The organism is Saccharospirillum mangrovi (assembly GCF_003367315.1).
Classification (GTDB): Bacteria; Pseudomonadota; Gammaproteobacteria; order Pseudomonadales; family Natronospirillaceae; genus Saccharospirillum; species Saccharospirillum mangrovi.
The window spans coordinates 1,330,196-1,350,871 of sequence record NZ_CP031415.1 but is presented as its reverse complement, the minus strand read 5'-3'; the positions used below and the strand labels follow the sequence as shown (position 1 = coordinate 1,350,871).

At 58.8% G+C, this 20,676-nt stretch carries 19 protein-coding genes; 4 read left to right on the top strand and 15 right to left on the bottom strand.

The window, feature by feature from the left end; genetic code table 11:
- Positions 1-75 precede the first annotated feature (75 nt).
- The 7 genes from DW349_RS06540 to DW349_RS06510 form a co-directional block, all read right to left on the bottom strand.
- Positions 76-1,158: a sulfate/molybdate ABC transporter ATP-binding protein gene (locus DW349_RS06540; protein ID WP_108124735.1), complete on the bottom strand. Its 1,083-nt coding sequence runs from the start codon at positions 1,156-1,158 to the stop codon at positions 76-78.
- Positions 1,155-1,982, bottom strand: coding sequence for a sulfate ABC transporter permease subunit CysW (gene cysW, locus DW349_RS06535; RefSeq protein ID WP_108124736.1), 828 nt, complete (start codon positions 1,980-1,982; stop codon positions 1,155-1,157). Before cysW ends, DW349_RS06540 begins: the two co-directional genes overlap by 4 nt.
- Entirely contained in the window at positions 1,982-2,839 is an 858-nt protein-coding gene (cysT, locus tag DW349_RS06530) for a sulfate ABC transporter permease subunit CysT (protein WP_108124737.1), read from the bottom strand. Before cysT ends, cysW begins: the two co-directional genes overlap by 1 nt.
- On the bottom strand, positions 2,836-3,846 hold the full coding sequence (cysP, locus tag DW349_RS06525) for a thiosulfate ABC transporter substrate-binding protein CysP (protein WP_108124738.1): 1,011 nt from the start codon (positions 3,844-3,846) through the stop codon (positions 2,836-2,838). Before cysP ends, cysT begins: the two co-directional genes overlap by 4 nt.
- Positions 3,847-4,092: 246 nt before the next feature.
- Entirely contained in the window at positions 4,093-4,701 is a 609-nt protein-coding gene (locus DW349_RS06520) for a LysE family translocator (RefSeq protein ID WP_108124739.1), read from the bottom strand.
- On the bottom strand, positions 4,689-5,480 hold the full coding sequence (locus DW349_RS06515) for a PhzF family phenazine biosynthesis protein (protein ID WP_108124740.1): 792 nt from the start codon (positions 5,478-5,480) through the stop codon (positions 4,689-4,691). Before DW349_RS06515 ends, DW349_RS06520 begins: the two co-directional genes overlap by 13 nt.
- 21 nt (positions 5,481-5,501) lie before the next feature.
- Positions 5,502-6,200: an alanyl-tRNA editing protein gene (locus DW349_RS06510; RefSeq protein ID WP_108124741.1), complete on the bottom strand. Its 699-nt coding sequence runs from the start codon at positions 6,198-6,200 to the stop codon at positions 5,502-5,504.
- A gap of 185 nt (positions 6,201-6,385) precedes the next feature.
- Here DW349_RS06510 and DW349_RS06505 point away from each other — a divergent pair, with 185 nt between their 5' ends.
- Positions 6,386-7,777, top strand: a complete 1,392-nt coding sequence (locus tag DW349_RS06505) for an aminotransferase-like domain-containing protein (RefSeq protein ID WP_108124742.1) — start codon at positions 6,386-6,388, stop codon at positions 7,775-7,777.
- A 46-nt stretch (positions 7,778-7,823) separates the two neighbouring features.
- Complete coding sequence (gene rarD / locus DW349_RS06500) at positions 7,824-8,744, top strand: EamA family transporter RarD (protein ID WP_108124743.1); 921 nt, start codon at positions 7,824-7,826, stop codon at positions 8,742-8,744.
- A 1-nt stretch (position 8,745) separates the two neighbouring features.
- Here rarD and DW349_RS06495 read toward each other — a convergent pair whose 3' ends face one another.
- Complete coding sequence (locus tag DW349_RS06495; protein WP_108124744.1) at positions 8,746-9,369, bottom strand: LysE family translocator; 624 nt, start codon at positions 9,367-9,369, stop codon at positions 8,746-8,748.
- 191 nt (positions 9,370-9,560) lie between these two features.
- Here DW349_RS06495 and DW349_RS06490 point away from each other — a divergent pair, with 191 nt between their 5' ends.
- Together DW349_RS06490 and DW349_RS06485 are read left to right on the top strand one after the other, a co-directional pair.
- Complete coding sequence (locus tag DW349_RS06490) at positions 9,561-10,367, top strand: DUF1338 domain-containing protein (RefSeq protein WP_108124745.1); 807 nt, start codon at positions 9,561-9,563, stop codon at positions 10,365-10,367.
- Positions 10,368-10,500: 133 nt separating this feature from the next.
- The gene (locus DW349_RS06485) at positions 10,501-11,280 is read left to right on the top strand and encodes an NRDE family protein (protein WP_108124746.1); all 780 of its coding nucleotides are present in this window, start codon (positions 10,501-10,503) and stop codon (positions 11,278-11,280) included.
- Here DW349_RS06485 and DW349_RS06480 read toward each other — a convergent pair.
- The 7 genes from DW349_RS06480 to DW349_RS06450 all read right to left on the bottom strand — a co-directional run bounded on the left by DW349_RS06480 (position 11,277) and on the right by DW349_RS06450 (position 20,582).
- Positions 11,277-12,083, bottom strand: a complete 807-nt coding sequence (locus DW349_RS06480; RefSeq protein WP_108124747.1) for a carbon-nitrogen hydrolase family protein — start codon at positions 12,081-12,083, stop codon at positions 11,277-11,279. The two genes, DW349_RS06485 and DW349_RS06480, sit on opposite strands and share 4 nt — an antisense overlap.
- Before the next feature lie 13 nt (positions 12,084-12,096).
- Positions 12,097-16,017, bottom strand: coding sequence for a YhdP family protein (locus tag DW349_RS06475; RefSeq protein ID WP_108124748.1), 3,921 nt, complete (start codon positions 16,015-16,017; stop codon positions 12,097-12,099).
- A gap of 45 nt (positions 16,018-16,062) precedes the next feature.
- Entirely contained in the window at positions 16,063-17,523 is a 1,461-nt protein-coding gene (gene rng / locus DW349_RS06470) for a ribonuclease G (RefSeq protein WP_108124749.1), read from the bottom strand.
- Positions 17,524-17,578: 55 nt separating this feature from the next.
- A complete protein-coding gene (locus DW349_RS06465; protein WP_108124750.1) occupies positions 17,579-18,181 on the bottom strand; it encodes a Maf family protein in 603 nt (200 codons plus the stop codon).
- 22 nt (positions 18,182-18,203) lie between these two features.
- Positions 18,204-18,698 (bottom strand): rod shape-determining protein MreD, encoded by a 495-nt coding sequence (gene mreD, locus DW349_RS06460; protein WP_108124751.1) that lies wholly within the window; start codon positions 18,696-18,698, stop codon positions 18,204-18,206.
- Entirely contained in the window at positions 18,695-19,480 is a 786-nt protein-coding gene (gene mreC / locus DW349_RS06455; RefSeq protein ID WP_232819278.1) for a rod shape-determining protein MreC, read from the bottom strand. Before mreC ends, mreD begins: the two co-directional genes overlap by 4 nt.
- A gap of 67 nt (positions 19,481-19,547) precedes the next feature.
- Positions 19,548-20,582, bottom strand: coding sequence for a rod shape-determining protein (locus DW349_RS06450; RefSeq protein ID WP_108124753.1), 1,035 nt, complete (start codon positions 20,580-20,582; stop codon positions 19,548-19,550).
- Positions 20,583-20,676: the final 94 nt, after the last annotated feature.

The following is a 20,676-nucleotide window of genomic DNA, read 5'->3' as shown; positions in this document are numbered from 1 at the left end:
TAATTAAGGTGCCGATGGTGAACCATCGGCACTTTTATTACATGATTTTATTTCACGATTTTTTTAAACGATTTTTTAAACGACGATCTCCGCCGCAGGTTTCGCAACTGGCGCATCAAACTGACGCCAGTTCGACAACTGCGCAAACAGCCGTTTGCCACGCTGCACCGCCAGTCGTTCGAAATCGCTGTGGCTGATGGTTGCAAGCCAGGGCTCAACCAACCAATCGGCTTCCAATTCCAGACGCACTTCAGCGCCTACCGGCACAATGGCTGTCACCGTTACCGGCAAATGCGAGTCGGCTGATGCCTCATCCACCAACGCTATTTCATGCGGGCGCAACACCAATTCCTGGCGACCATCGGGCACGTTATCGACGCGCAGGTGTGCGTCGCCGCAGGTTAAAACGCCGTCGCGAACATCGCCTTCCAGTCGGTTTACATCGCCCAGAAATTCGAACACAAAACGGTTCGCGGGTTGTCGATACAACACATCCGGTGTGGCGATTTGTTCGATGCGGCCATTGCTCATCACGACCACGCGATCAGACAATTCCAGCGCTTCTTCCTGATCGTGCGTGACGAACAAACTGGTGAAGTGCAATTCCTCGTGCAAGTGGCGCAACCAACGGCGTAATTCCTGCCGCACTTTGGCATCGAGTGCGCCGAACGGTTCGTCGAGCAACAGCACGTCGGGTTTCAACGCCAAAGCACGCGCCAGCGCGACACGTTGTTGTTGGCCGCCGGACAATTGCGCCGGAAAGCGGTCGGCAAAATCGCTGAGCCGAACCATGTCCAATAATTGCATGACGCGCGCACGAATATCGCCCGCCGATGGCCGTTCTTTGCGCGGTAAGGCGCGCAAACCAAAGGCGACGTTTTCGAACACGGTCATGTGTCGAAACAGCGCGTAATGCTGAAACACAAAGCCAATACGGCGGTCGCGCACGTGCAGGTTTGTAACGTCGCGATCACCAAATTGAATGCGACCGGCATCGGCTTGTTCCAGACCAGCGATAATGCGCAACAAGGTTGTTTTGCCGGAGCCGGACGGGCCCAGCAAGCCGATCAGTTCGCCGTCGCCGATGCTCAGATCGATCGGCTCCAATGCCTGGGTGCGACCAAAGGTTTTGGCAATCTGTTCGATGCGAATGCTCATGCGTGTTTCTCCCGACGCTCAGCGCGTTTATCCAGCACCGCTTTGGCGGCCAACGTCAGCAAAGCCATTAACGCCAATAACGAAGCACTGGTGAAAGCGCCGACGGTGTTGTAATCCTGATACAGCTGTTCGACCTGTAACGGCAAGGTATTGGTCTCACCGCGAATGGCGCCGGCGACCACCGACACCGCGCCAAATTCACCAACAGCACGGGCGTTGGTAAGGATGACGCCGTACAACAAAGCGCCGCGAATATTCGGCAACGTAACGCGGCGGAAAATGGTCCAGCCCGATGCGCCGAGCGTGACCGCCGCCTCTTCTTCTTTGGACCCTTGTGCCTGCATCAGCGGAATCAATTCACGCGCGACAAAGGGGCAAGTGACAAAGAGCGTGACCAACACAATGCCCGGCCAGGCAAACATAATTTGCATGTCGTACTGGTCGAGCCAGCCGCCGAGCCAGCCGTTGCGACCGTACAACAACAAATAAACCAGACCGGCCACAACCGGCGAAACGGCAAAAGGAATATCGATCAGAGTTTGCAGTAAACGCCGACCGGGAAACTCGAACCGCGTTACCAGCCAGGCCAGAAAAACACCGAACACCAAATTAACCGGCACTGTTAATGCCGATACAAACAGTGTTAAGCCGATGGCGGCGAGCGTGTATTGGTCGCTCAAATTCTGCCAGTAAATATCGACGCCGCGCGCCAACGCCTGAGCAAAAATAGCCACCAGTGGCAGCACCAGAAACAGGCCGGTTAATGCCAACGCTGAGCCGATTAAAATTCTCCGCACAACCGGCGCATCACCAATACGAATCATCAGCCGCGCCCTCCGTGCAGTCGTTTAATAAAGCGGCCTTGCCACAGGTTGATGATCAACAACAGCAACAACGACGTCGCCAGGACGATGGATGCGACGGCCGATGCACCGGCGTAGTCGTATTCCTGCAAGCGTACAAAAATCATCAGTGAGGTAATTTCGGTTTCGTAGGGTTTGCCGCCCGCGATAAAAATCACCGCGCCGAATTCGCCTAACGAACGCACAAAAGCCAAGCCAGTGCCGGTCAACAATGCCGGCCACAAATGCGGCAAAATTACGCGACGAAATGCATGGCCGTCTTTGGCGCCGAGGCTGACCGCGGCTTCATCAATTTCCACCGGCAAATCTTCCAACACCGGCTGCACTGTGCGCACCACAAAAGGAATGCTGGTGAAGGCCATCGCCAAGGCAATGCCGACCCAGGTGTAGGCAATCGACAAGCCCGTTGGTTCCAGCAACGAACCGATCCAACCGTTGCTGGAATAGAGCGTCGCCAGCGTGATGCCCGCAACCGCTGTCGGCAACGCAAAGGGCAAATCCATCAAGGCATCGACCAAGCGCTTACCGGGAAAGTCGTAACGCACCAACACCCAGGCCATCAGTAAACCAAAGCCGGCGTTGAACACACAGGCAACGGCGGCCGCGCCAACGGTGACGCTGTAGCTGGCGACGATGCGCGGGTCGGTGATCAGGAACCAATATTGCGACAGGCTCAGGTTCGACAATTGCCCGACCAGACTGGTCAGCGGCAACAGCAACACCAACGAAATAAACGTCAGCGAGACGCCGAGCGATAAGCCAAAACCGGGCAGAACCCGGTGTTGGCGTTTGAATGTTAAAGCGGACGCTGTGGTCATCGACGTTGCAACTGATCCAGCTTGGCGCCGTTAGCGAAGTGCGTCTGCATCGCTTGCGGCCAGCTGCCGAAAACATCTTCCACACGCAGCAGTTCGGCCTGCGGGAAGCGGTCGCTGAATTCAGCGGCGACGCCTGCGTCGTTGACGCGGTAGTTGTAACCAGCCAGCAAACGCTGCGCCTCGACGGTGTAGAGGTAATCCAAATAGCCGCGCGCCAGATCCAGGTTGCCGTTACGCTCGGCGTAGTCTTCGACTACTGCAACCGGGAATTCAGCCAGGATGCTGACCGGCGGAACCACAACTTCATAATCATCAACGCCGTATTCGTTGCGGATGTTGTTCACTTCCGACTCAAAGGTAATCAGCACATCGCCGATGCCGCGTTCAACAAAGGTGGTGGTCGCGCCACGGCCGCCGGTGTCGAACACTTCAACGTTGCCGAGGAAGTCTTTCATAAAGGCTTCGATCTGTGCTTCGTCGCCACCGAAGGCGCGGTCGGCATAACCCCAGGCGGCCAGATAGGTGTAACGACCGTTGCCGGAAGTTTTCGGGTTCGGGAACACCAACTCAACACCATCGGCCGCTAAATCGTCCCAGCTTTCGATGTTTTTCGGGTTGCCTTTGCGCACCAAAAAAGCGGTGGTTGAGTAATACGGCGATGCGTTGTTCGGGTACTGGGCTTGCCAATCGTTGGCAACCAGACCGGCCTCGGCCAGTACATTCACGTCGGTGACCTGGTTAAAGGTCACTACGTCGGCACGCAGGCCCTGCATGATGGAACGCGCCTGCGTGGACGAACCGCCATGCGACTGTTTCACGCTCACGGTTTCGCCCTGCTCGGCTTGCCACCAGGCGATGAATTTCGGGTTGATGTCGGCGAACAATTCGCGCGCGATGTCGTACGACGTATTGAGCAATTCGCGGGATTGGCCTTCGGCCTGCGCCGGGGCGGCGACCAGACTCAGACTAAGAGCTACAGCAGAAACAGACGCCAGAAACCGAACCATGATTACTCCTTAGAAACAGGCGGTTATCAGAATGGCGTGCAGATTAAATAAACGATATTGGAATGACAATCCGAGAAACTAGAACATTTAGTTCTATATTAGGATGCGTTCGCCCTAAGGGTGTTCGAGTGGTGCAGCAGCCCGCATGGGCTCAGGAAAAAACTTCCGCCCGGATAAAACGGTCGTGGCAAGGGGTGCCGGGAGGGTGACCGTTTTGGCTTTGGGCGGAAGTGGTGAAGCAGAAAATCAGAGCAGAATAAACACCACACTCAACGCTGTGAGCGCACCGAGCACGCCGTTGAACCAGCGGCGTTTGCGATCATCCTGCAACGCACGGCGCAGTTGCATACCGAGCAAAGCCCACAGACTGCAACTGGGATACGTCACCAACGCAAACATCGACGCCACCGCCAAAGCACTCGGCCAATAGGCATCGCCCGACAAACTGAAGGCGGCGATGCCGGTAATTGCCATCGCCCAGGCTTTGGGGTTAATCAACTGAAACAACGCCGCCTGCCACCAACGCATCGGTTTGGCTTCGCCATCGGCGGCTTTGCCCAGACCGCCCGCGGTGGCGATGTTCCAGGCGAGCCACAACAGATACACCGACCCTGCAATTTTCAGTGCCCAATGCAATTGCGGCACCGCCAGCAAGACTGCCCCAATGCCTGCGGCGACCAGAATATTCAGCGAGAAAAAGCCGATAAAAATGCCGGTGATATGCGGCAAGGTACGCCAGTAACCGAAGTTCACGCCCGAGGCGGTGACCATCAGATTGTTCGGTCCCGGCGTCACGGTGACGCTGAGGGTGTAGACCAGAATTGGCGCCAGGAAACTGAGCGTCAGGACGTCCATTCAACAAAACCTCTTAAGTAAGTTTTAGCTCTTCCACGGATGCGTACACGGTCGCCTTTCAATTCACATTCCAGCCGTCCACCGCGTTTAGAAATCTGCTCGGCCTGCAAAATCGTTTTGTCCAACTTGGCGCCCCAGTACGGCGCCAAAAGACAGTGGGCGGAGCCGGTGACCGGGTCTTCGATTAGGTCGCTGTTAGGCCCGCAGAAGACGCGCGAAACAAAATCGACACCCGGACGTTCACTGCGCGCTGTCAAAATAACGGCGTGGTCGGCGGCAAGACATTGGGAAAAATCGCGTTCGAAGTCGGCGACTTGTTGCTCGCTGTCGAGCACCGCCATCATAAAATCGTCGACAACCGTTTCGACGGGGTTGTGCCCCAAAATGCCTAATATTTCTGCTGGCAAAGTTTGGGCTTCCGGCCGGTAAGCGGGGAAATCCAACTCCAGCAAATCGCCACGACGACGCACTTCTAACAGGCCGCTGCGGCTGTGAAGTCGCAGGATGTCATCACTGCAATTCAGTTCATTCCATAGCACATGCGCACTGGCCAAGGTGGCGTGGCCACAGAGTTTCACTTCCTGGCCTGGGGTAAACCAACGAATCTGCCAGTCGTCACCCTGACGACAGACAAAGGCGGTTTCCGACAAATTATTTTCCATCGCCAGTTGCTGCATTATTGACTCGCGCAAGGGTTCGTTTAGCACCATCACCGCCGCTGGATTGCCTTGAAAAATAGCGTCAGCAAAGGCATCGACCTGATAAATCGGAAACGCCATAACCACAAAATCCCCTGAGGTTTAATTCACCAACTCAACATTGATGCGTTTGTTCTGTTTGCCTTTGCTCTTGATCGACGGAATGCGCACCTGGCCAATTTCGCGAATGTTCTTCACGTGGGTGCCGCCGCAGGGCTGATAGTCCAGACCCGCGACCCGCACCATGCGTAATTCACCGGCACCGCGTGGTGGTTGAACACTCATGGTGCGCACCAGTTCCGGTTGTTCGTCGAGAATCGATTCCGGCAGCCACTCGGTGGTGACTTCGGCGCCCTGAGCGATCAAGGCGTTCAATTGTGCTTCGAGTTCGGCTTTGTCGATCGGCGTGGTCAGGTCGAATTCGGCGCGGCTTTGCTCGGCTCCGACATTGCCGCCGGTGACCGGATCTTTGATCAGATGACACAGCAGATGCAGGCAGGTGTGCATGCGCATGTGGCGGTGGCGTCGATCCCAATTCAACTCCAGTTCAACGCGGTCGCCCGGTGCCCAATCAACCGCTTCGGCCAGGTGATGTTCGATGCGCGAACGGTCGTCGCTGTAGCGGGTGTCCACTACCTCAATGCGTTGCCCCTGAGCGCTGATCCAACCGATATCGCCCGGCTGACCGCCACCGCGCGGGTAGAACAGCGTGCTGTCCAAGACCAGCCGCTGATCCTGATAACTCACCACCTGAGCGGTGGCCTGCGTTTGGTAGGCATCCAATTGAAACGGCTGTCGCATCTTGACTCCTTTTTGTATGGGTACAATTTCGACACTGAGGCAGCAACGCGGTTTAACTTCACTCACGCTACAGCGGTGATTCTGCGGGGCTTCCCGCCAAACTTCGTTGTGATTGAAACCTTGGCAAATAGGCACAATTGCAGTCTAATGCGCAGACACTTGGCTGCAAGCAAATCTTTGTCACCATGACAATTTTCAACCTCGACCAATGCACCGGCCCCAAATACAAGGCGCTCGCCAGCCGCATCGAGCAGGCGCTGCAAGATGGCGACCTGAAGCCGGGCGACCGGCTGCCGACGCATCGCCAACTGGCGGAAGAGTTGGGCGTTACCGTCGGCACTGTGACGCGTGCTTACGCCGAGGCTGAGCGCCGTCGTCTGGTGGAAGCCCGTGTTGGCAGCGGTACTTATGTGCGCGGTGCGACCGTGCCGACGACGGATTTTCAGGTGACCGACTCAACCGTCGACACCGGCATCGACCTGGGGTTTTCCAAGGCATTGGAGCTGGACCAGGCGGAACAGTTGCAACAGAGCCTGGTGCGTCTGCAGGACTCGCCAGTACTGCCTCACTTGCTGCGTTATCAATCGGAATTCGGCTTGCCGCACCAGCGCGAAGTGGGCCGCCAGTGGCTGCAACAAACCGGGCTGGGCGATTACAGCGCCGATGAAATCATGGTTACTTTGGGTGGCCAGCACGGCTTTTTCGTCGCGCTGCTGGGTCTAACCCAGGCGGGCGATGGCGTGGCTTGCGAAGGACTGACCTATCCGGGTCTGGTCGCTGCCGCCAACCAGCAGGGCCTGCGCCTGATGCCGTTGGCGTTTGATGACGAAGGCTTACTGCCCGGCGCGCTGGAAGCGCAGTGTCTGCGCCAGCCACCGCGCGTGCTGTATTTGATGACCCGCCAACACAACCCGACCGGTGGTGCCATGTCGGCGCAACGCATTGATGAGTTGGCACGGCTGTGTCGGCAATATCAGATCGTGGTGCTCGAAGACGACGTTCAGGGGTGTTTGGGCGAGCCGGACCGGCCGTCGTTTTCGGCCCGCCACCCGGACCTGACAGTGACCATCGCCAGCCTGTCGAAAGCGCTGTGTGGCGGTTTGCACGTTGGCTTTATGCGCGGCCCGGAACGTTGGATTCCGGCGTTGAGCGCCGCCTTCCGCGCCACCTGCTGGATGGCGGTTCCGCTGACCACCGAAGTTGCCTGCGAGTGGCTGACCTCCGGCTACGCCGACCAATTGATTGCCACCCAAAAAGCCGAACTGGACTGGCGCCACAACGCCATTCAGGCGCGTTTTACGGCGGCCGGATTAACCGCGCGTTGCGGCGGTTTCAACGTCTGGCTGGAACTGCCATCGCCGTGGCGGGCGGTGAATCTGGTCGAGCGCGCTGCCGAACATCGCATTCGCATCAAGGCCGCCGAAGTCTTTGCCGCCGGCCAGTACGCCGCGCCGCAAGCGGTCCGCCTGTGCATTGGCGGGCAGATTCAACGCGCCACTTTGCTCGACGCCATCGACACCCTGATTCAACTGATCGGCGAGCCGGTCTACGGCCGCGATTCACTGAACCACATTTAACGAACGCTTTTTCACTGACGCTTTTTCACTGACATCAGGACACCCCATGGACAACACCACCAAAACCGGCGCGATCTATGCTCTGTTCGCTTACAGCATCTGGGCCGTTGCGCCCATGTACCTCAAATTGCTCAACTTTGTGCCGGCGGTGGAAATTCTCGCCCACCGGGTGATCTGGTCGTTTGTGATTACGCTGGCGATCATTTTGCTGTGGCGCAAAGGCCCTGCTTTGCTGGCCGTACTGCGCTCGCCCAAATCCTTGCTGGCGTTGCTGGCTTCCACAGCGCTGATCGGTTTCAACTGGGGTTTGTTCATCTGGGCGATCAACGCCAACTTCATGCTGAGTGCCAGCCTGGGTTACTACATCAACCCGCTGATGAGCATTTTGCTGGGCATGATTTTCTTCGGTGAACGGCTCGATAAAGTGCGCACTCTGGCGGCGGCGCTGTGCGTGTCGGCGGTGGTGTTTGAGATGATTCAGTTCGGTCAGTTGCCGTGGATTGCGCTGGCGCTGGCGTCGAGCTTTGCGGTGTATGGTCTGGTGCGGAAAAAACTCGGCGTCGACAGCCTGACCGGCATGGCGCTGGAAACCGGCCTGCTGTTGCCAGTCGGTCTGCTCTATCTGTTCATCGTGCAAACGCCGACCAGCAACCCGTTGAACAATGCCTGGTGGGTAAACCTGTTGCTGATCGGTGCCGGCCCGGTATCCATGACGCCGCTGATGCTGTTTGCCGCAGCGGCCAATCGCATCAGCCTGACGGCGCTGGGCTTCTTCCAGTACATCGCGCCAAGCGGCATGTTTCTGTCGGCGGTCTTTATTTACGGCGAACCGTTGAGCCCGGCCAAACTGGTGACCTTCGGTTTAATCTGGCTGGCGCTGCTGATCATCTCCGTCGATTCGTTGCGGCAGATGCGCCGCTCGCGACGTCGTGTCAGCGATGAACTGGCTGTCGCCGAACCGACCTGAATCAACTCAGCCAGCGCTGCCACCAATCAACAACAAACAGCAGCGACAAGACGATAAAAATGGCGCCGGCGCCGCGATCAATCCAATGCCGGCGCCGCAGGAAACGCTGGCGCAGCGCCGGTCGCGCCAGCAGCAATCCCACTCCGGCAAACCAGGCGCTGGTGACAATAAACACGTAGATCACCAGCGCGGCCTGCATCCAACCATTCAGCCCCGCCACCAGTTGCACCAGAATCGCCGAGAAAAACAGCAGCGCTTTCGGGTTCAGCACATTGGTCCAGAAACCGCGCCAGAAATCGCTGCGGCCGGAACCGGTCTCAGACAGTTCGATATCGGTCTCGGTGGCCGGTTGTGCGCTCAAACCGCCCCAGCCCAGATACAGCAAATAACCAATGCCCAACCAGGGTAAGGTTATCGCCAGGGCCGACGACGACTGCACCAAGGCACTGATGCCGAGTACGGCGATAAGCGTATGAAAGGTCACGCCGCAACCGATACCGAGCGCGTTCAGCGCGCTGGCGCGGCGGCCACGCGTTAACGCCGTGCGCACCACCAGCGCGAAATCCGGCCCCGGGCTGATCACAGCGGCGGTATACACCAGAACAAAAGGCCACCAGGCAGGCATCGCTTTTCCTTAACGGTAAGAAATCAGAGCGCACCCTAGCGATGTGCGCGGCACTTGGGAAGTCGCACTACGGATAAGTCGCCCTGGGGATAAGAAGTCGCGCTGCGACAAATTGACGGCGTGGCCTTGTTAACCCAAAGTCGCCAACCGGCTCTAGACTGGCCGGCAAATAAAAAGCGCGGAGACGCCTCATGCACATCGATACTTTTTTTGACCACCTCTGGCAGGATTACATCCGCATGACGCCCCAGGCCGAGACCATCGCCCAGGCGTTGCGCAGCCGTGGCGAGCGGATTCAAAACGATCACGTCGCCTTCCGGACCTTTAACCGCGGCCCGATTGCATTGGAAAAACTGGAACCCTTTATTCTCGACATGGGTTACCAGCGTTACGAGCCGTATAACTTCGCTGAGAAGAAACTCGACGCCTTTGGCTACATTCCGCCTAACCCGGAACAGCCGCGCATCTTTTTGAGCGAGTTGCGGGTGGAAGAATTGTCGACCGGCGCGCAGCGGCTGATCGACGGTCTGATCGAACAGATTGATCCGAACGATGTCAGCGATGCGTCCATCTTCTGGCGCGGCCCGCTGTGGGACGTTCCGAGCTGGGCGGACTATCAGCAACTGGCCGCCGAAAGTGAATACGCCGCCTGGCTGTCGGTGATCGGTTTGCGCTGCAACCACTTCACCATCGACGTCAACGCGCTGCGCGACATCGACAGCATCGAAGCCATCAACACCCTGGTTGAAGACCTGGGCTTTGCCATCAACGCCAGCGGCGGCCGCGTTAAAGGCACGCCCGAGGTGCTGCTGGAGCAAGGCTCGACCAAAGCCAGCGTGCAACCGTTTGCGTTCGCCGGCGGTGAAACGCACGACGTCACCACCTGCTATTACGAATTCGCCAAGCGCTATCTGAACGAAGACGGCCAGCTGTATCAGGGTTTTGTCGCCGCCAGCGCCGACAAGATTTTTGAATCGACGGATATGCGTGGCGGCTGAGGCCGCCGTGGGAGACGCTTGACGGGAGACGGGAGACGCTGAAGAGCGTTGCACTCTCGCTGCTAACAAGCGTCTTCCGTCTCCCGTCCAGCGTCTCCCGCAAATTAGCGTCTCCCGCTCCAAAGGAGCCCAAATGTGCTTAATGGTATTGAACTGGCGGCCTGAGGCCGCCGTTCCTTTGTTGGTGGTCGCCAATCGCGATGAGTTTCGTGGCCGGCCGACCGAGCCGATGCATTGGTGGCCGGCTGAGGCTCAGCGACCAACACTATTGGCCGGTCGCGATCAGCAAGCCGGCGGCACCTGGCTGGCGATTGGCGAAGGCGGTGATTTTGCGCTGCTGACCAACATCCGCCCCGGTTACATCGGTCGCAATGCCGAACGCAGCCGCGGCGAACTGCCGCTGCGCTTTATCGACACCCTGGCCGCTGGTGGCACGCTCGACGATTTTCACCACGACGTTCAAACAGAGATAACGGGTTATGGCGGCTTTAATCTGGTTGTTGGCAATCGTCAGCGCTTGCTGTGGTTCAGCTCCGACCATCCCGCCGGCCACTGGCTGACGCCCGGCATTCACGCCGTCAGTAACGACGCCCTGGACACACCCTGGCCGAAAACTCAGGCCGCCATCGCGCAGATGACGGCACAGACCGACATCCTGGAACGCGATTTCAACGCCGCAAGAGTGTTAACCGATCAAACTCCGGCGAACGATTCAGCGTTGCCCAGCACCGGCGTACCGCTGGACATCGAACGCCAGCTCTCCGCCCAGACCATCACCGGCGAGCGCTATGGCACCCGCTGCCGAACCTGGCTGCGTGTGCATCAAGACGATCAGATAAACGTTCAGGAAACTCAGTTGAATGCGGCGGGCGAGGCAACAGCAAGCCGCCAGTTTGATTGGCAAGCCGGCTAGAAACGGCGGTTGTCCCAACTGGGCAGATTACGGCGCACCTCGGCCAGGCGCGCCATGTCCGTTTCCACACACAGGCCGGTTTCACCTTCGCCCAATTGCACCACCTCACCCCACGGATCGGCCATTAATGAATGGCCCCAACTGTGACGTTTGGCGTCGTGCTGGCCGCCCTGATTGGCAGCGACCAGATAGCAGCCGTTTTCCACCGCCCGGGCGCGACACAACAATTCCCAGTGCGCCTGGCCGGTGGTGAAGGTAAAAGCGGAGGGCGCCAGCAGCGTGTCGGCGCCGTCAGCGCGCAGGCGGCGGTAGAGTTCGGGAAAGCGCAGGTCGTAACAAACACTCAAACCCCACCGGCCCCAGGGCGTGTCGACGGTTTTGGCGTCGGTCTCGCCGGGCTGATAGTAATCGGACTCGCGATAGCGGCCCTGGGCGTCGCCGACGGTGGCATCGAACAGGTGAATTTTGTCGTACTGGGCGCGCAGTTCGCCGTCGGCATCGAGCACATGCAACCGCGCCCGGGGCCGTTCTTCACCCGCCACGCGAACCGGCACGGTGCCGGCCACGATCCACAGCCGATACTGACGCGCCCAGTCGCGCAGCGGTGCGCCGACCGGGCCGTTGAAATCGGCTTCAAAATCCGCGATGTCGGCGTTTTTGGAGGTGCCGAAACGGGCGAACATTTCCGGCAGTTGAACGGCATCGCAGCCTTGGCGTTGCGCCTCGATCAAATGACGCTGCACCGCAGCCAGATTGGCCGCCGTGTCCGGCCCGCTGATCATTTGCGCCAGATACCATTTCATCTCGACCTCCCGCTTATTCTTCCGGATTGGACGGCGATACGCTGCTGGCCGGCGTTTGGGTGGCGTCGGACACGCGGTAAAAACGGATTTCCGGTTCATCCAGCGAACCGGTGACGTGTACGCGCGCCGAACTCAGCCGTTCCAGTTCGTTGTTGAACACCCGCTCGGTAACATAAATCGCCGCCGCTGCTTGTGGCGTCACGCCGGCGAGCAAGGCGACCAGCGGGAAGGTACTCGACAGCGGCACCGTCATCACCATATCGACATCCAACTGATCGCGCACCAGATCGGCGTCGCCGGTGAAGGAGAATTTGGTGGCGGGGCCGTCGATGATCAACTGTTCGCCGACGCGGGCGAAACCGCGATCAAACAACAGTTCGCCGCGAATCACATCGTAAGTGATGCCTTCGTTAATCAGGTCGGAAAAATCGAGTGACAAGCGCCGCAACACCCGGGTGAAGTTGAGCAAGCCGACCAGTTTGACGCCTTCGTATTCTTCCAACTCCAGAATGGCGCCGTTGGTCAGTTCCAGACCGATGCGGCCTTCCAGGCGGCTGTAATCGAAGAAGGCGGGCGAGCCGTTCCAGTCCAGATCGAGGTCGAACCGGCCGCCTTTGCTGACCAGCACCGGCGCGTAGCCCCAGCTGTTGAGCAATGTTTGAATGTTGTCGATGTCGACTTCACCGCTCAATTCGGTGCGATGGCGCTCGTCCAGATAGCGCCAGATCAACTGGCCGTTGAAGTCGGCGCCAGGAATGTCGGCGCGGATGTTGCGCACTTGCAGTTCGTCGTCGCCCGGCACCAGTTCCACGCGCCAACTGCCCAGATCGCGCTCGCCGATCGACAGCTGACCGATTTGCAGATTCGTCAGCGGAATGTCCTCCGGCCGCGCAGCCTGCATCGGATCAATCAGATTTTCCGGCGCATCCGGGTCTTCCTCGCCGTCATCATCGCGCGCCGGCAGCGCCAGAAATTCCAGATCGACAAACAACGGCTCGCTCGGGTCGAACGGTTGCGACAAGCGACCGGCCACCTCGTTGGCGGTCACTTGCGCCAGCCAGGCTTCGTCGCCACGTTGAATCTGCACACGTGGCTCGGTCCACAACTGGCCGAAGTTGGTCCAGCGCTGACCGACCAGATTAACTTCCCGCAGCCAGCCAAGCTGCTCGGTGATGTCGGCACGAACCGCCGCATCGGTGGCCTCGGTTGCGGTCGCATAGGGTGACAACAGCGCCAGCAGCGCTGCTTTCCATTCGTCGATGTCGGCCTCGTCCAGGCGTGCGTCGATAAACAGACCCGCTTCGTTCCGTCGCAACCGCAACGGTTGGTTGATCGCCAGGGTGCCACCGTTCAGCGCGTTTTGGGCGTCCAATTCCAGCACCGCCGTGACCAGGCCATCGTAATCGAGATGCACATGCCAGCCGGGTTGGTTCGGGCCTTGTTGCAGTTGAATCGCCAGCGGCGCAGCGGTTTGGGCGTCTTTGCCCAACGGCGCCGGTAAGTCGATCGGTACGCCGATCAGGCTGGAGCGGATGTCGATGTCGGTTTGGTCACCAAAGCGCAGCCGCGCCCGAGCCGCCGTGCGTTCGCTGCGCGCGCTCAGCCAGGGGTCGTTCAACCAACGGCCCCAGTCGGCCAGCGGCGCGGTGCCTGAAACGTTGAGTTCAATAACCTCCGCCGCGGCCTGTTGCACCGTTCGCAGGCTGGCGCGGTACGGCGAGCCGAACAACACCCCGTTCAGACGAGGCGAGTACAAACCTTGTTCGTCGTTGTAATTCAGCTCGCCATTGAGCTGTTTGATGTCGAGCTGTTGTTCGGGCAGTTGCAGGCGACCGTTGCTCAGCCGGCCGAGTACGTTGGCTTGCGGCACGCCGCCGTTGAGCGGAATGGCAACTTTGACCTGCGCCTGGCTGTCGCCGCTGGCTTGCCAGCCGGTCAGGGCATCGCCGGCCACATCCGCCAATGGCCCTTTCTGAAACAGCGCCAGCGCCGATGACGCCGGGCCGGACACGTTCATGTCCAGATCCAGACGTTGATCGTTGTAGGGAAAACCCAGATGGCCGCCATTCAGCGTCAAACCAGCCAGGCGCGCCGACTGGGCGTTAACGTCGAGCCGATCAAGACCAATCACCAGACGACCGACACCTTGGTTCAGCACCGGCCAGCTCGGCTCGACGCGCACCCGGGCATCAGTGAAGTCGGCATCCAGACTCAACCCGGTCTGCACCAGACGGCCCTGCCGATTCGCCGTGGTCAGTGCAAAACTCAGGTTGCTGAATTCGCCGGCCAGGACATTGTCGGCAATCCATTCACGGGCGGATTCGGGAATCTGACGATCCGGCCGCAGCCGCTGCACCCAACCGAGCGGTGCCTTGGGCACTTCAATCGCCAACTGGTAACCGAGTTCACGGTCGGCATCGCCCATGGGCAGGTTCAACCGCCAGCGGGCGTCCATGTCGAGGTCTGACAGACCCAGTTGTTGCTGAGTGTCGTCAGGCACTATTCGCGCCTGATGCCGCGACGCCAATTGCGCGCCCACACCCGGCCACCAGCGCACGTCCAACTCGCCAGCCAGACGGCTGAAATGGAACGGCGAGTCGTAGACGTTGGGCAGTTCGAAATCGATGTCGGTGTCGTCGTAACGGAACCGGGCGTGGTGTTGTGTGACGCTCAATTCGCCATCCAGGCCGGCAATGTGCGGGGCACCGCCGGCCGCCTGCATGGCCGCGTTCGCCACTTGCGCCGACAGCGTCAGACTGCTCGGATCGGCCGCGTCGAGCTGCATTTGGCCTTGCTGCAATTCGCCCTGGGGCAAGGCGACGGGCCAGAAACCGCTGGCATCGTTCAACGCTAGCCAGGCGCTGAATGGCTGCACCGGAAGCCGGTCCCATTGCGCCTGCCAATGTTGGTCGCGCTGCTGCACCTGCGCCTGCACTGGCACATCGGCCGACGGCAATTCGGTGCCGTCGAGTGCCCAGTGCTGGTTGAGCTGGTTCAGCCAAAGATTGAAGCCCTGCTCTGCCCGACTGAGGTACAGCTCGGTTTGGGCATCACTCAGGCTCAGCTGGCTTTGCGAGCCGGTTAGCAGCGCCCGGTCGGTTTGCAATCGTACTGTTAAGTCTTGCCAGCGGTCCTGGCGCAGACTCAGCCAGTACTCGCCCGCTACATCCAATTCCGTAAGCCACGGCCAGCGATTCTGCAACCAGGGGGCAAAGTCAAAACGACCGTGGCGAGCGTACAGATCGACCTGATAATCGCCATTGCTGCGCGTGCTTTCGGCTTGCAGTTCCAGTGGCACATCGAGGGTGTCGCGCACCAGATGCGCATCGGCGCGCAGCCAGTTGTTTTCGCCTGAGCCAGTCAGCCGACCTTCGCTCAACACCAGAACGGAACTGGGCAATTCCTGCGGTTCGACCGTGAGCGTCATGTTGGAAAAGCTGACCTGGCGCTGCTGCCGCACCAGACTGGCAAGACGATCCACCGACAACCAGGCGCTGCTTGTGGTGGCTTCGGTGGCGTCAGTTTCAATGGGTTGGTCGTTCAAACCGACCATTCGCCACCCGTTTGGCGTCTGCCGAACCTGGGCGCTGAAACCGTCCAGTTCAAACCGACCAAACACCGGCGACAGCGTAGCGATGGACTGCATGATGGCCGGTTCCAGCAACAGGCGCTGCACTTCAATCTGACCGCCGATTTCCACCTCTTCGGCAATCAACACCGGGTTGAAACGCTGCCACTGGCCCTGCAGACGACCGATCTTAACCTCGACGCCCAGCTTCTGCGTCAGGATGGCGGACAGTTGCTGATCGTAACGCTCGATTCCCGGAAAGAATTGCCGACCCAGCGCCAGATAGGCAGCCACCAGCAGCACCCAAAAGGCGAATACCTTGAGCAAGGCGGACAGCAGCGCCTGACCAAAGCGAAACGGCATCATAAGGCGAACGTCAAACGGTCAGAGCAGGAACGGACAACGGCGGGGTTATTGCAAAATGACATCGAACTGTTCCTGGGTGTACATGGGCTCCACCTGGAAACGGATCGGCTTGCCAATGAATTCTTCCAGATCGGCGACGTTGGACGATTCCTCATCCAACAAACGATCCACCACGTTCTGCGACGCCAACACCAGATACTGATCGTTGTTGTAGGCGCGTTCCTCGCGCAGGATTTCGCGGAATACTTCGTAGCACACCGTCTGAGCGGTTTTCTGCCGCCCGCGACCGGCGCAGACGCTGCAGGTTTCGGTGAGCATGTGTTCCAGACTTTCGCGCGTGCGCTTGCGCGTCATCTCAACCAACCCGAGTTCAGACACGCCGGTGACTTTGCTTTTGGCGTGATCGCGTTCGAGATTTTTTTCCAACATGCGCAACACCTGGCGCTGGTGTTCGGTGTCTTCCATGTCGATGAAATCGATGATGATGATGCCGCCGAGATTGCGCAGTCGCAGTTGCCGCACGATGGCGGTCACCGCTTCCAGATTGGTTTTGAAAATGGTTTCTTCGAGATTGCGATGGCCGACAAAGGCGCCGGTGTTCACGTCGACAGTGGTCATGGCTTCGGTCTGATCGATGATCAGATAACCGCCGGATTTCAGTTCGACTTTACGGCCCAGAGCGCGGGCGATTTCGTCTTCAACGGAAAACAAATCGAAGATCGGACGTTCGCCCGGATAATACTCAAACACCGGTTCCACTTCGGGCGTGTATTTGCGCACGAAGTCGATCACCTTGGTGAAGGTTTCGCGCGAATCGATGCGAATTTTATCCACGTCGGCGCGCACCAGATCACGCGCAACTTTCAAATAAAGCGGCAAATCTTCGTAGATAATCGCCGGGCCTTCGGTGGTGGCAATGCGTTCACTCAATACGCGATAAACGCGCTTGAGGTAATTCAGATCCGATTGAATTTCAGCTTCGCCAATGCCTTCGGCAGCGGTGCGCAAAATGTAACCGCCCTGCTCGATGCCTTCGGCTTCTTTGGCTTTGGCGACGGCTTCGCGCAGGCGCTCGCGTTCGTCTTCACCTTCGATGCGCTGGGAAATACCCGTGTGGTGGCTGTCTGGCATGTACACCAGATAACGCGAGGGAATCGACAGTTGGGTGGTGAGGCGGGCGCCTTTGGTGCCGATTGGATCTTTGATCACCTGAACGGTGAGAGATTCGCCTTCGCGCACCAGAGATTGAATGGATTTCTGGCCTTCGCCGTCGCTGCGGCTGGCGTCGATGTCGGAGGCGTGAATAAAGGCCGCACGTTCCAGATTGATGTCAACAAAAGCGGCCTGCATGCCGGGCAGCACGCGCACCACTTTGCCTCGATAAATGTTGCCGACGATGCCCCGCGTTTGTTCGCGTTCGATCAAGACTTCCTGTACGGCGCCGTTTTCGACCACGGCGACCCGGGTTTCCATCGGGGTCACATTGACCAGCACTTCCGAATTCATGCGTTTGTGTCCTGTTGGTTGCGTCGGCGTCGGGTCGTGACCGCCACAACCGCGCTTAAACCCGCCCCAGCGCTCCGGACCAAACCGCCAAACCGCGCTTGGTTAACAACTGGGCCGTCTCGCGCAGCGGCAGACCGACAATGGCAGAATAGCTGCCTTCAATACGTTTGATAAAGACGGCGCCGAGGCCTTGCACCGAGTAGCCGCCGGCTTTGTCTTGTGGCTCACCGCTGTCCCAGTAGGCGCGGACCGCCTCGGGCTCCAGTTCGGCAAAGACCACGCGCGACTCCACTACTTTCACCTCGACCGATTCGTGCGACGCCACCGCCACCGAGGTAAACACCCGGTGCGAACGGCCGGACAAGCGCTCCATCATGTCGGCGAAATCGTCGTAATCGCGCGGCTTGCCGAGGATGTCCTGATCGGCAACGACGGTGGTGTCGGAACCCAGCGTCAGCACATCCGATTCGCCACGACCGGCCAGAATATCCAGCCCGGCACGCGCTTTGGCTTCGCCCAGACGCGCTACATAATCTTCAGCGCTTTCCAACGCCTTGGTACTTTCATCGACCTCGATCGACAAAACTTCAAAGGCAACGCCCAGATCGGTCAGCAATTGTTTGCGTCGGGGTGATTGCGACGCCAGATACAGCTTCATGAACCGCTCCTTGTGGCTCAGGCTATTGCACGCGGAATTGCACCTGGACCGACCGCAACAGGATGTAGATCCAGGGCCAGAAAACGGCGCTGATTACCGCAGGCAACAGGTGCATGCTGCTGTCAAAACCGGCGTTGAAGAAACTCTTGCACCACTGCACCAGAATCTGACTGAGTGCGATGACCATGAACACCACCACCGCCTGTTGCAGCAACGGGTACATGCGCAGACGCAAATGCAGCACCAGCACAACGTAGGCCAAAGCGGAATACGCCAGTGCAAAGGTGCCCAGGTAAGTGCCCATGACCACGTCTTGCAATATGCCGACGCAGAAACCGATGAACACGCCGACGCGTTCGGGCACTGCCAACACCCAGAAAATCAGGAACAGGCCCACCCAGTCGGGCCGGCCCAACGCAATAACGTGAGGCAACGGAACCGCCGCCAGCAAGTAGGCGACGAAGAACGACACGGCAATCACCCAGAGTGATTGCGGCGGATTGGCGCGCTGTCTCATCGGCCAGCCTCCCCGTCTTTAAAGACCAGCAGCAGGTTACGACTGCGTGCCAGCGCCGCCAGCGGACGCGCACGAATCTGCGCGAACGGCTCGCCCGGGTTGTGCTCAACCGCCTGCACTTCGGCAACCGGATAGCCTTCCGGGAAACGGCTGGCCAGTCCTGATGTCATCAACAAATCGCCCACCTGAATGTCGGCCGTTTCCGGCACGAATTCCAGTTCCAGCGTAGTCAGATCGCCAGTGCCGACCAGAATCGAACGCATGCCGTTGCGGTTTACCTGCACCGGCACCGCGTGGTTGGCATCCGCCACCAGCAAGACGCGCGACGACAGCGAATCAACCTGAATCACCTGACCGAACAGACCGGTGGCATCGAGTACCGCCTGGCCGATGTAAACACCGTCCTGGGCGCCCCGGTTGATGATCACTTGGTGAGTGAACGGATCGGGATCGATGCTGATCATTTCCGCAGTCAGATAGGACGCTTCGAAACGCTCGGTCGCGCCCAGCAGCGAACGCAGCCGTTGGTTTTCCGCCTGCAGCACCGCCAGTTGCTGAACCTTCTGTTGCAGGATCAACACCTGACTGCGCAACGACTGGTTGTCGTCGAGCAATTCATCGCGCTCAGCAAAAGTCCGGCTGGACCATTGCACCATATCGGTCGGCATGCGAATCAATTGCTGGACGGGGGAGACCAGATAGGACAACGCCTGGCGGACGTAATCGAGCTGTGTAAAACGAGCGTCGAGCGTCATTAAAGCGATGGCAAAAACAACGGCCACCAGCAGGCGATAACCATGCTGGGGGCCGGCAGTGAAGAGCGCGCTGATGACAGCCTCCTACAAGCGATCAGTCAGAGGTGAAATCGAAGATGCGCTCATCCATGAGTTCCAGGGCGCGACCGCCGCCACGAGCCACACAGGTCAGCGGGTCGTCAGAGATCAACACCGGCAGACCGGTTTCCTCGCTGAGCAACTTATCCAGGTCACGCAACATGGCACCGCCACCGGTCAACACCAGGCCGCGCTCGGCGATGTCGGAGGCCAGTTCCGGCGGCGTCTGTTCCAACGCACCTTTAACCGCAGAGACGATGGCCGACAGACTTTCCTGCAGCGCTTCCAGTACCTCGTTGGAGTTCAGTGTGAAGCTCCGCGGAATACCTTCGGCCAGGTTACGGCCGCGTACGTCGATCTCACGAATTTCGGTACCCGGGTAGGCGCAACCGATTTCGATTTTGATGCGTTCAGCGGTGGAATCGCCAATCAGTGAACCGTAGTTGCGGCGAATGTAGGCAATGATGGCTTCGTCAAAACGGTCACCACCAACGCGGACGGATTCGGAGTACACCACGCCGTTCAACGAGATAACGGCAATTTCAGTGGTACCACCACCGATGTCCACGACCATGGAGCCACGCGCTTCCTCAACCGGCAAACCGGCACCAATGGCAGCCGCCATCGGTTCTTCGATCAGGAAAACTTCGCGGGCACCGGCACCATAGGCCGATTCACGAATGGCTTTGCGTTCTACCTGAGTGGATTTGCAAGGTACGCAAACCAGCACGCGCGGGCTCGGCGCAAACCACGAATTTTCATGCACTTTGGAGATAAAGTGCTGCAGCATTTTTTCGGTGACGTGGAAGTCGGCAATAACGCCGTCTTTGAGTGGGCGAATCGCCTGGATGCTGCCCGGCGTTCGGCCCAACATGCGCTTGGCTTCTTCACCAACGGCGGCAACCGTTTTTTGGTTGCCGGTCATGCGCACGGCGACGACAGAGGGTTCATTAAGGACAATATCGCGATCGCGTACATAGATGAGGGTGTTCGCGGTTCCCAAGTCGATCGACAGATCGCTGGAAAACATTCCCCGAATCTTCTTAAACATGATTTAACAATTCCAGTTCCGATGGCTGCGGTGGGGGTCAAAATGACCAGGTCGAACGCCCCGAATAAGCGTTCTTTTAAAGCAATATCAACCC

Bases quoted from the DNA above. Each gene is read 5' to 3' on its own strand.
- DW349_RS06540 (WP_108124735.1), bottom strand. From the start codon at position 1,158: ATGAGCATTCGCATCGAACAGATTGCCAAAACCTTTGGTCGCACCCAG.
- cysW (WP_108124736.1), bottom strand. From the start codon at position 1,982: ATGATTCGTATTGGTGATGCGCCGGTTGTGCGGAGAATTTTAATCGGC.
- cysT (WP_108124737.1), bottom strand. From the start codon at position 2,839: ATGACCACAGCGTCCGCTTTAACATTCAAACGCCAACACCGGGTTCTG.
- cysP (WP_108124738.1), bottom strand. From the start codon at position 3,846: ATGGTTCGGTTTCTGGCGTCTGTTTCTGCTGTAGCTCTTAGTCTGAGT.
- DW349_RS06520 (WP_108124739.1), bottom strand. From the start codon at position 4,701: ATGGACGTCCTGACGCTCAGTTTCCTGGCGCCAATTCTGGTCTACACC.
- DW349_RS06515 (WP_108124740.1), bottom strand. From the start codon at position 5,480: ATGGCGTTTCCGATTTATCAGGTCGATGCCTTTGCTGACGCTATTTTT.
- DW349_RS06510 (WP_108124741.1), bottom strand. From the start codon at position 6,200: ATGCGACAGCCGTTTCAATTGGATGCCTACCAAACGCAGGCCACCGCT.
- DW349_RS06505 (WP_108124742.1), top strand. From the start codon at position 6,386: ATGACAATTTTCAACCTCGACCAATGCACCGGCCCCAAATACAAGGCG.
- rarD (WP_108124743.1), top strand. From the start codon at position 7,824: ATGGACAACACCACCAAAACCGGCGCGATCTATGCTCTGTTCGCTTAC.
- DW349_RS06495 (WP_108124744.1), bottom strand. From the start codon at position 9,369: ATGCCTGCCTGGTGGCCTTTTGTTCTGGTGTATACCGCCGCTGTGATC.
- DW349_RS06490 (WP_108124745.1), top strand. From the start codon at position 9,561: ATGCACATCGATACTTTTTTTGACCACCTCTGGCAGGATTACATCCGC.
- DW349_RS06485 (WP_108124746.1), top strand. From the start codon at position 10,501: ATGTGCTTAATGGTATTGAACTGGCGGCCTGAGGCCGCCGTTCCTTTG.
- DW349_RS06480 (WP_108124747.1), bottom strand. From the start codon at position 12,083: ATGAAATGGTATCTGGCGCAAATGATCAGCGGGCCGGACACGGCGGCC.
- DW349_RS06475 (WP_108124748.1), bottom strand. From the start codon at position 16,017: ATGATGCCGTTTCGCTTTGGTCAGGCGCTGCTGTCCGCCTTGCTCAAG.
- rng (WP_108124749.1), bottom strand. From the start codon at position 17,523: ATGAATTCGGAAGTGCTGGTCAATGTGACCCCGATGGAAACCCGGGTC.
- DW349_RS06465 (WP_108124750.1), bottom strand. From the start codon at position 18,181: ATGAAGCTGTATCTGGCGTCGCAATCACCCCGACGCAAACAATTGCTG.
- mreD (WP_108124751.1), bottom strand. From the start codon at position 18,698: ATGAGACAGCGCGCCAATCCGCCGCAATCACTCTGGGTGATTGCCGTG.
- DW349_RS06450 (WP_108124753.1), bottom strand. From the start codon at position 20,582: ATGTTTAAGAAGATTCGGGGAATGTTTTCCAGCGATCTGTCGATCGAC.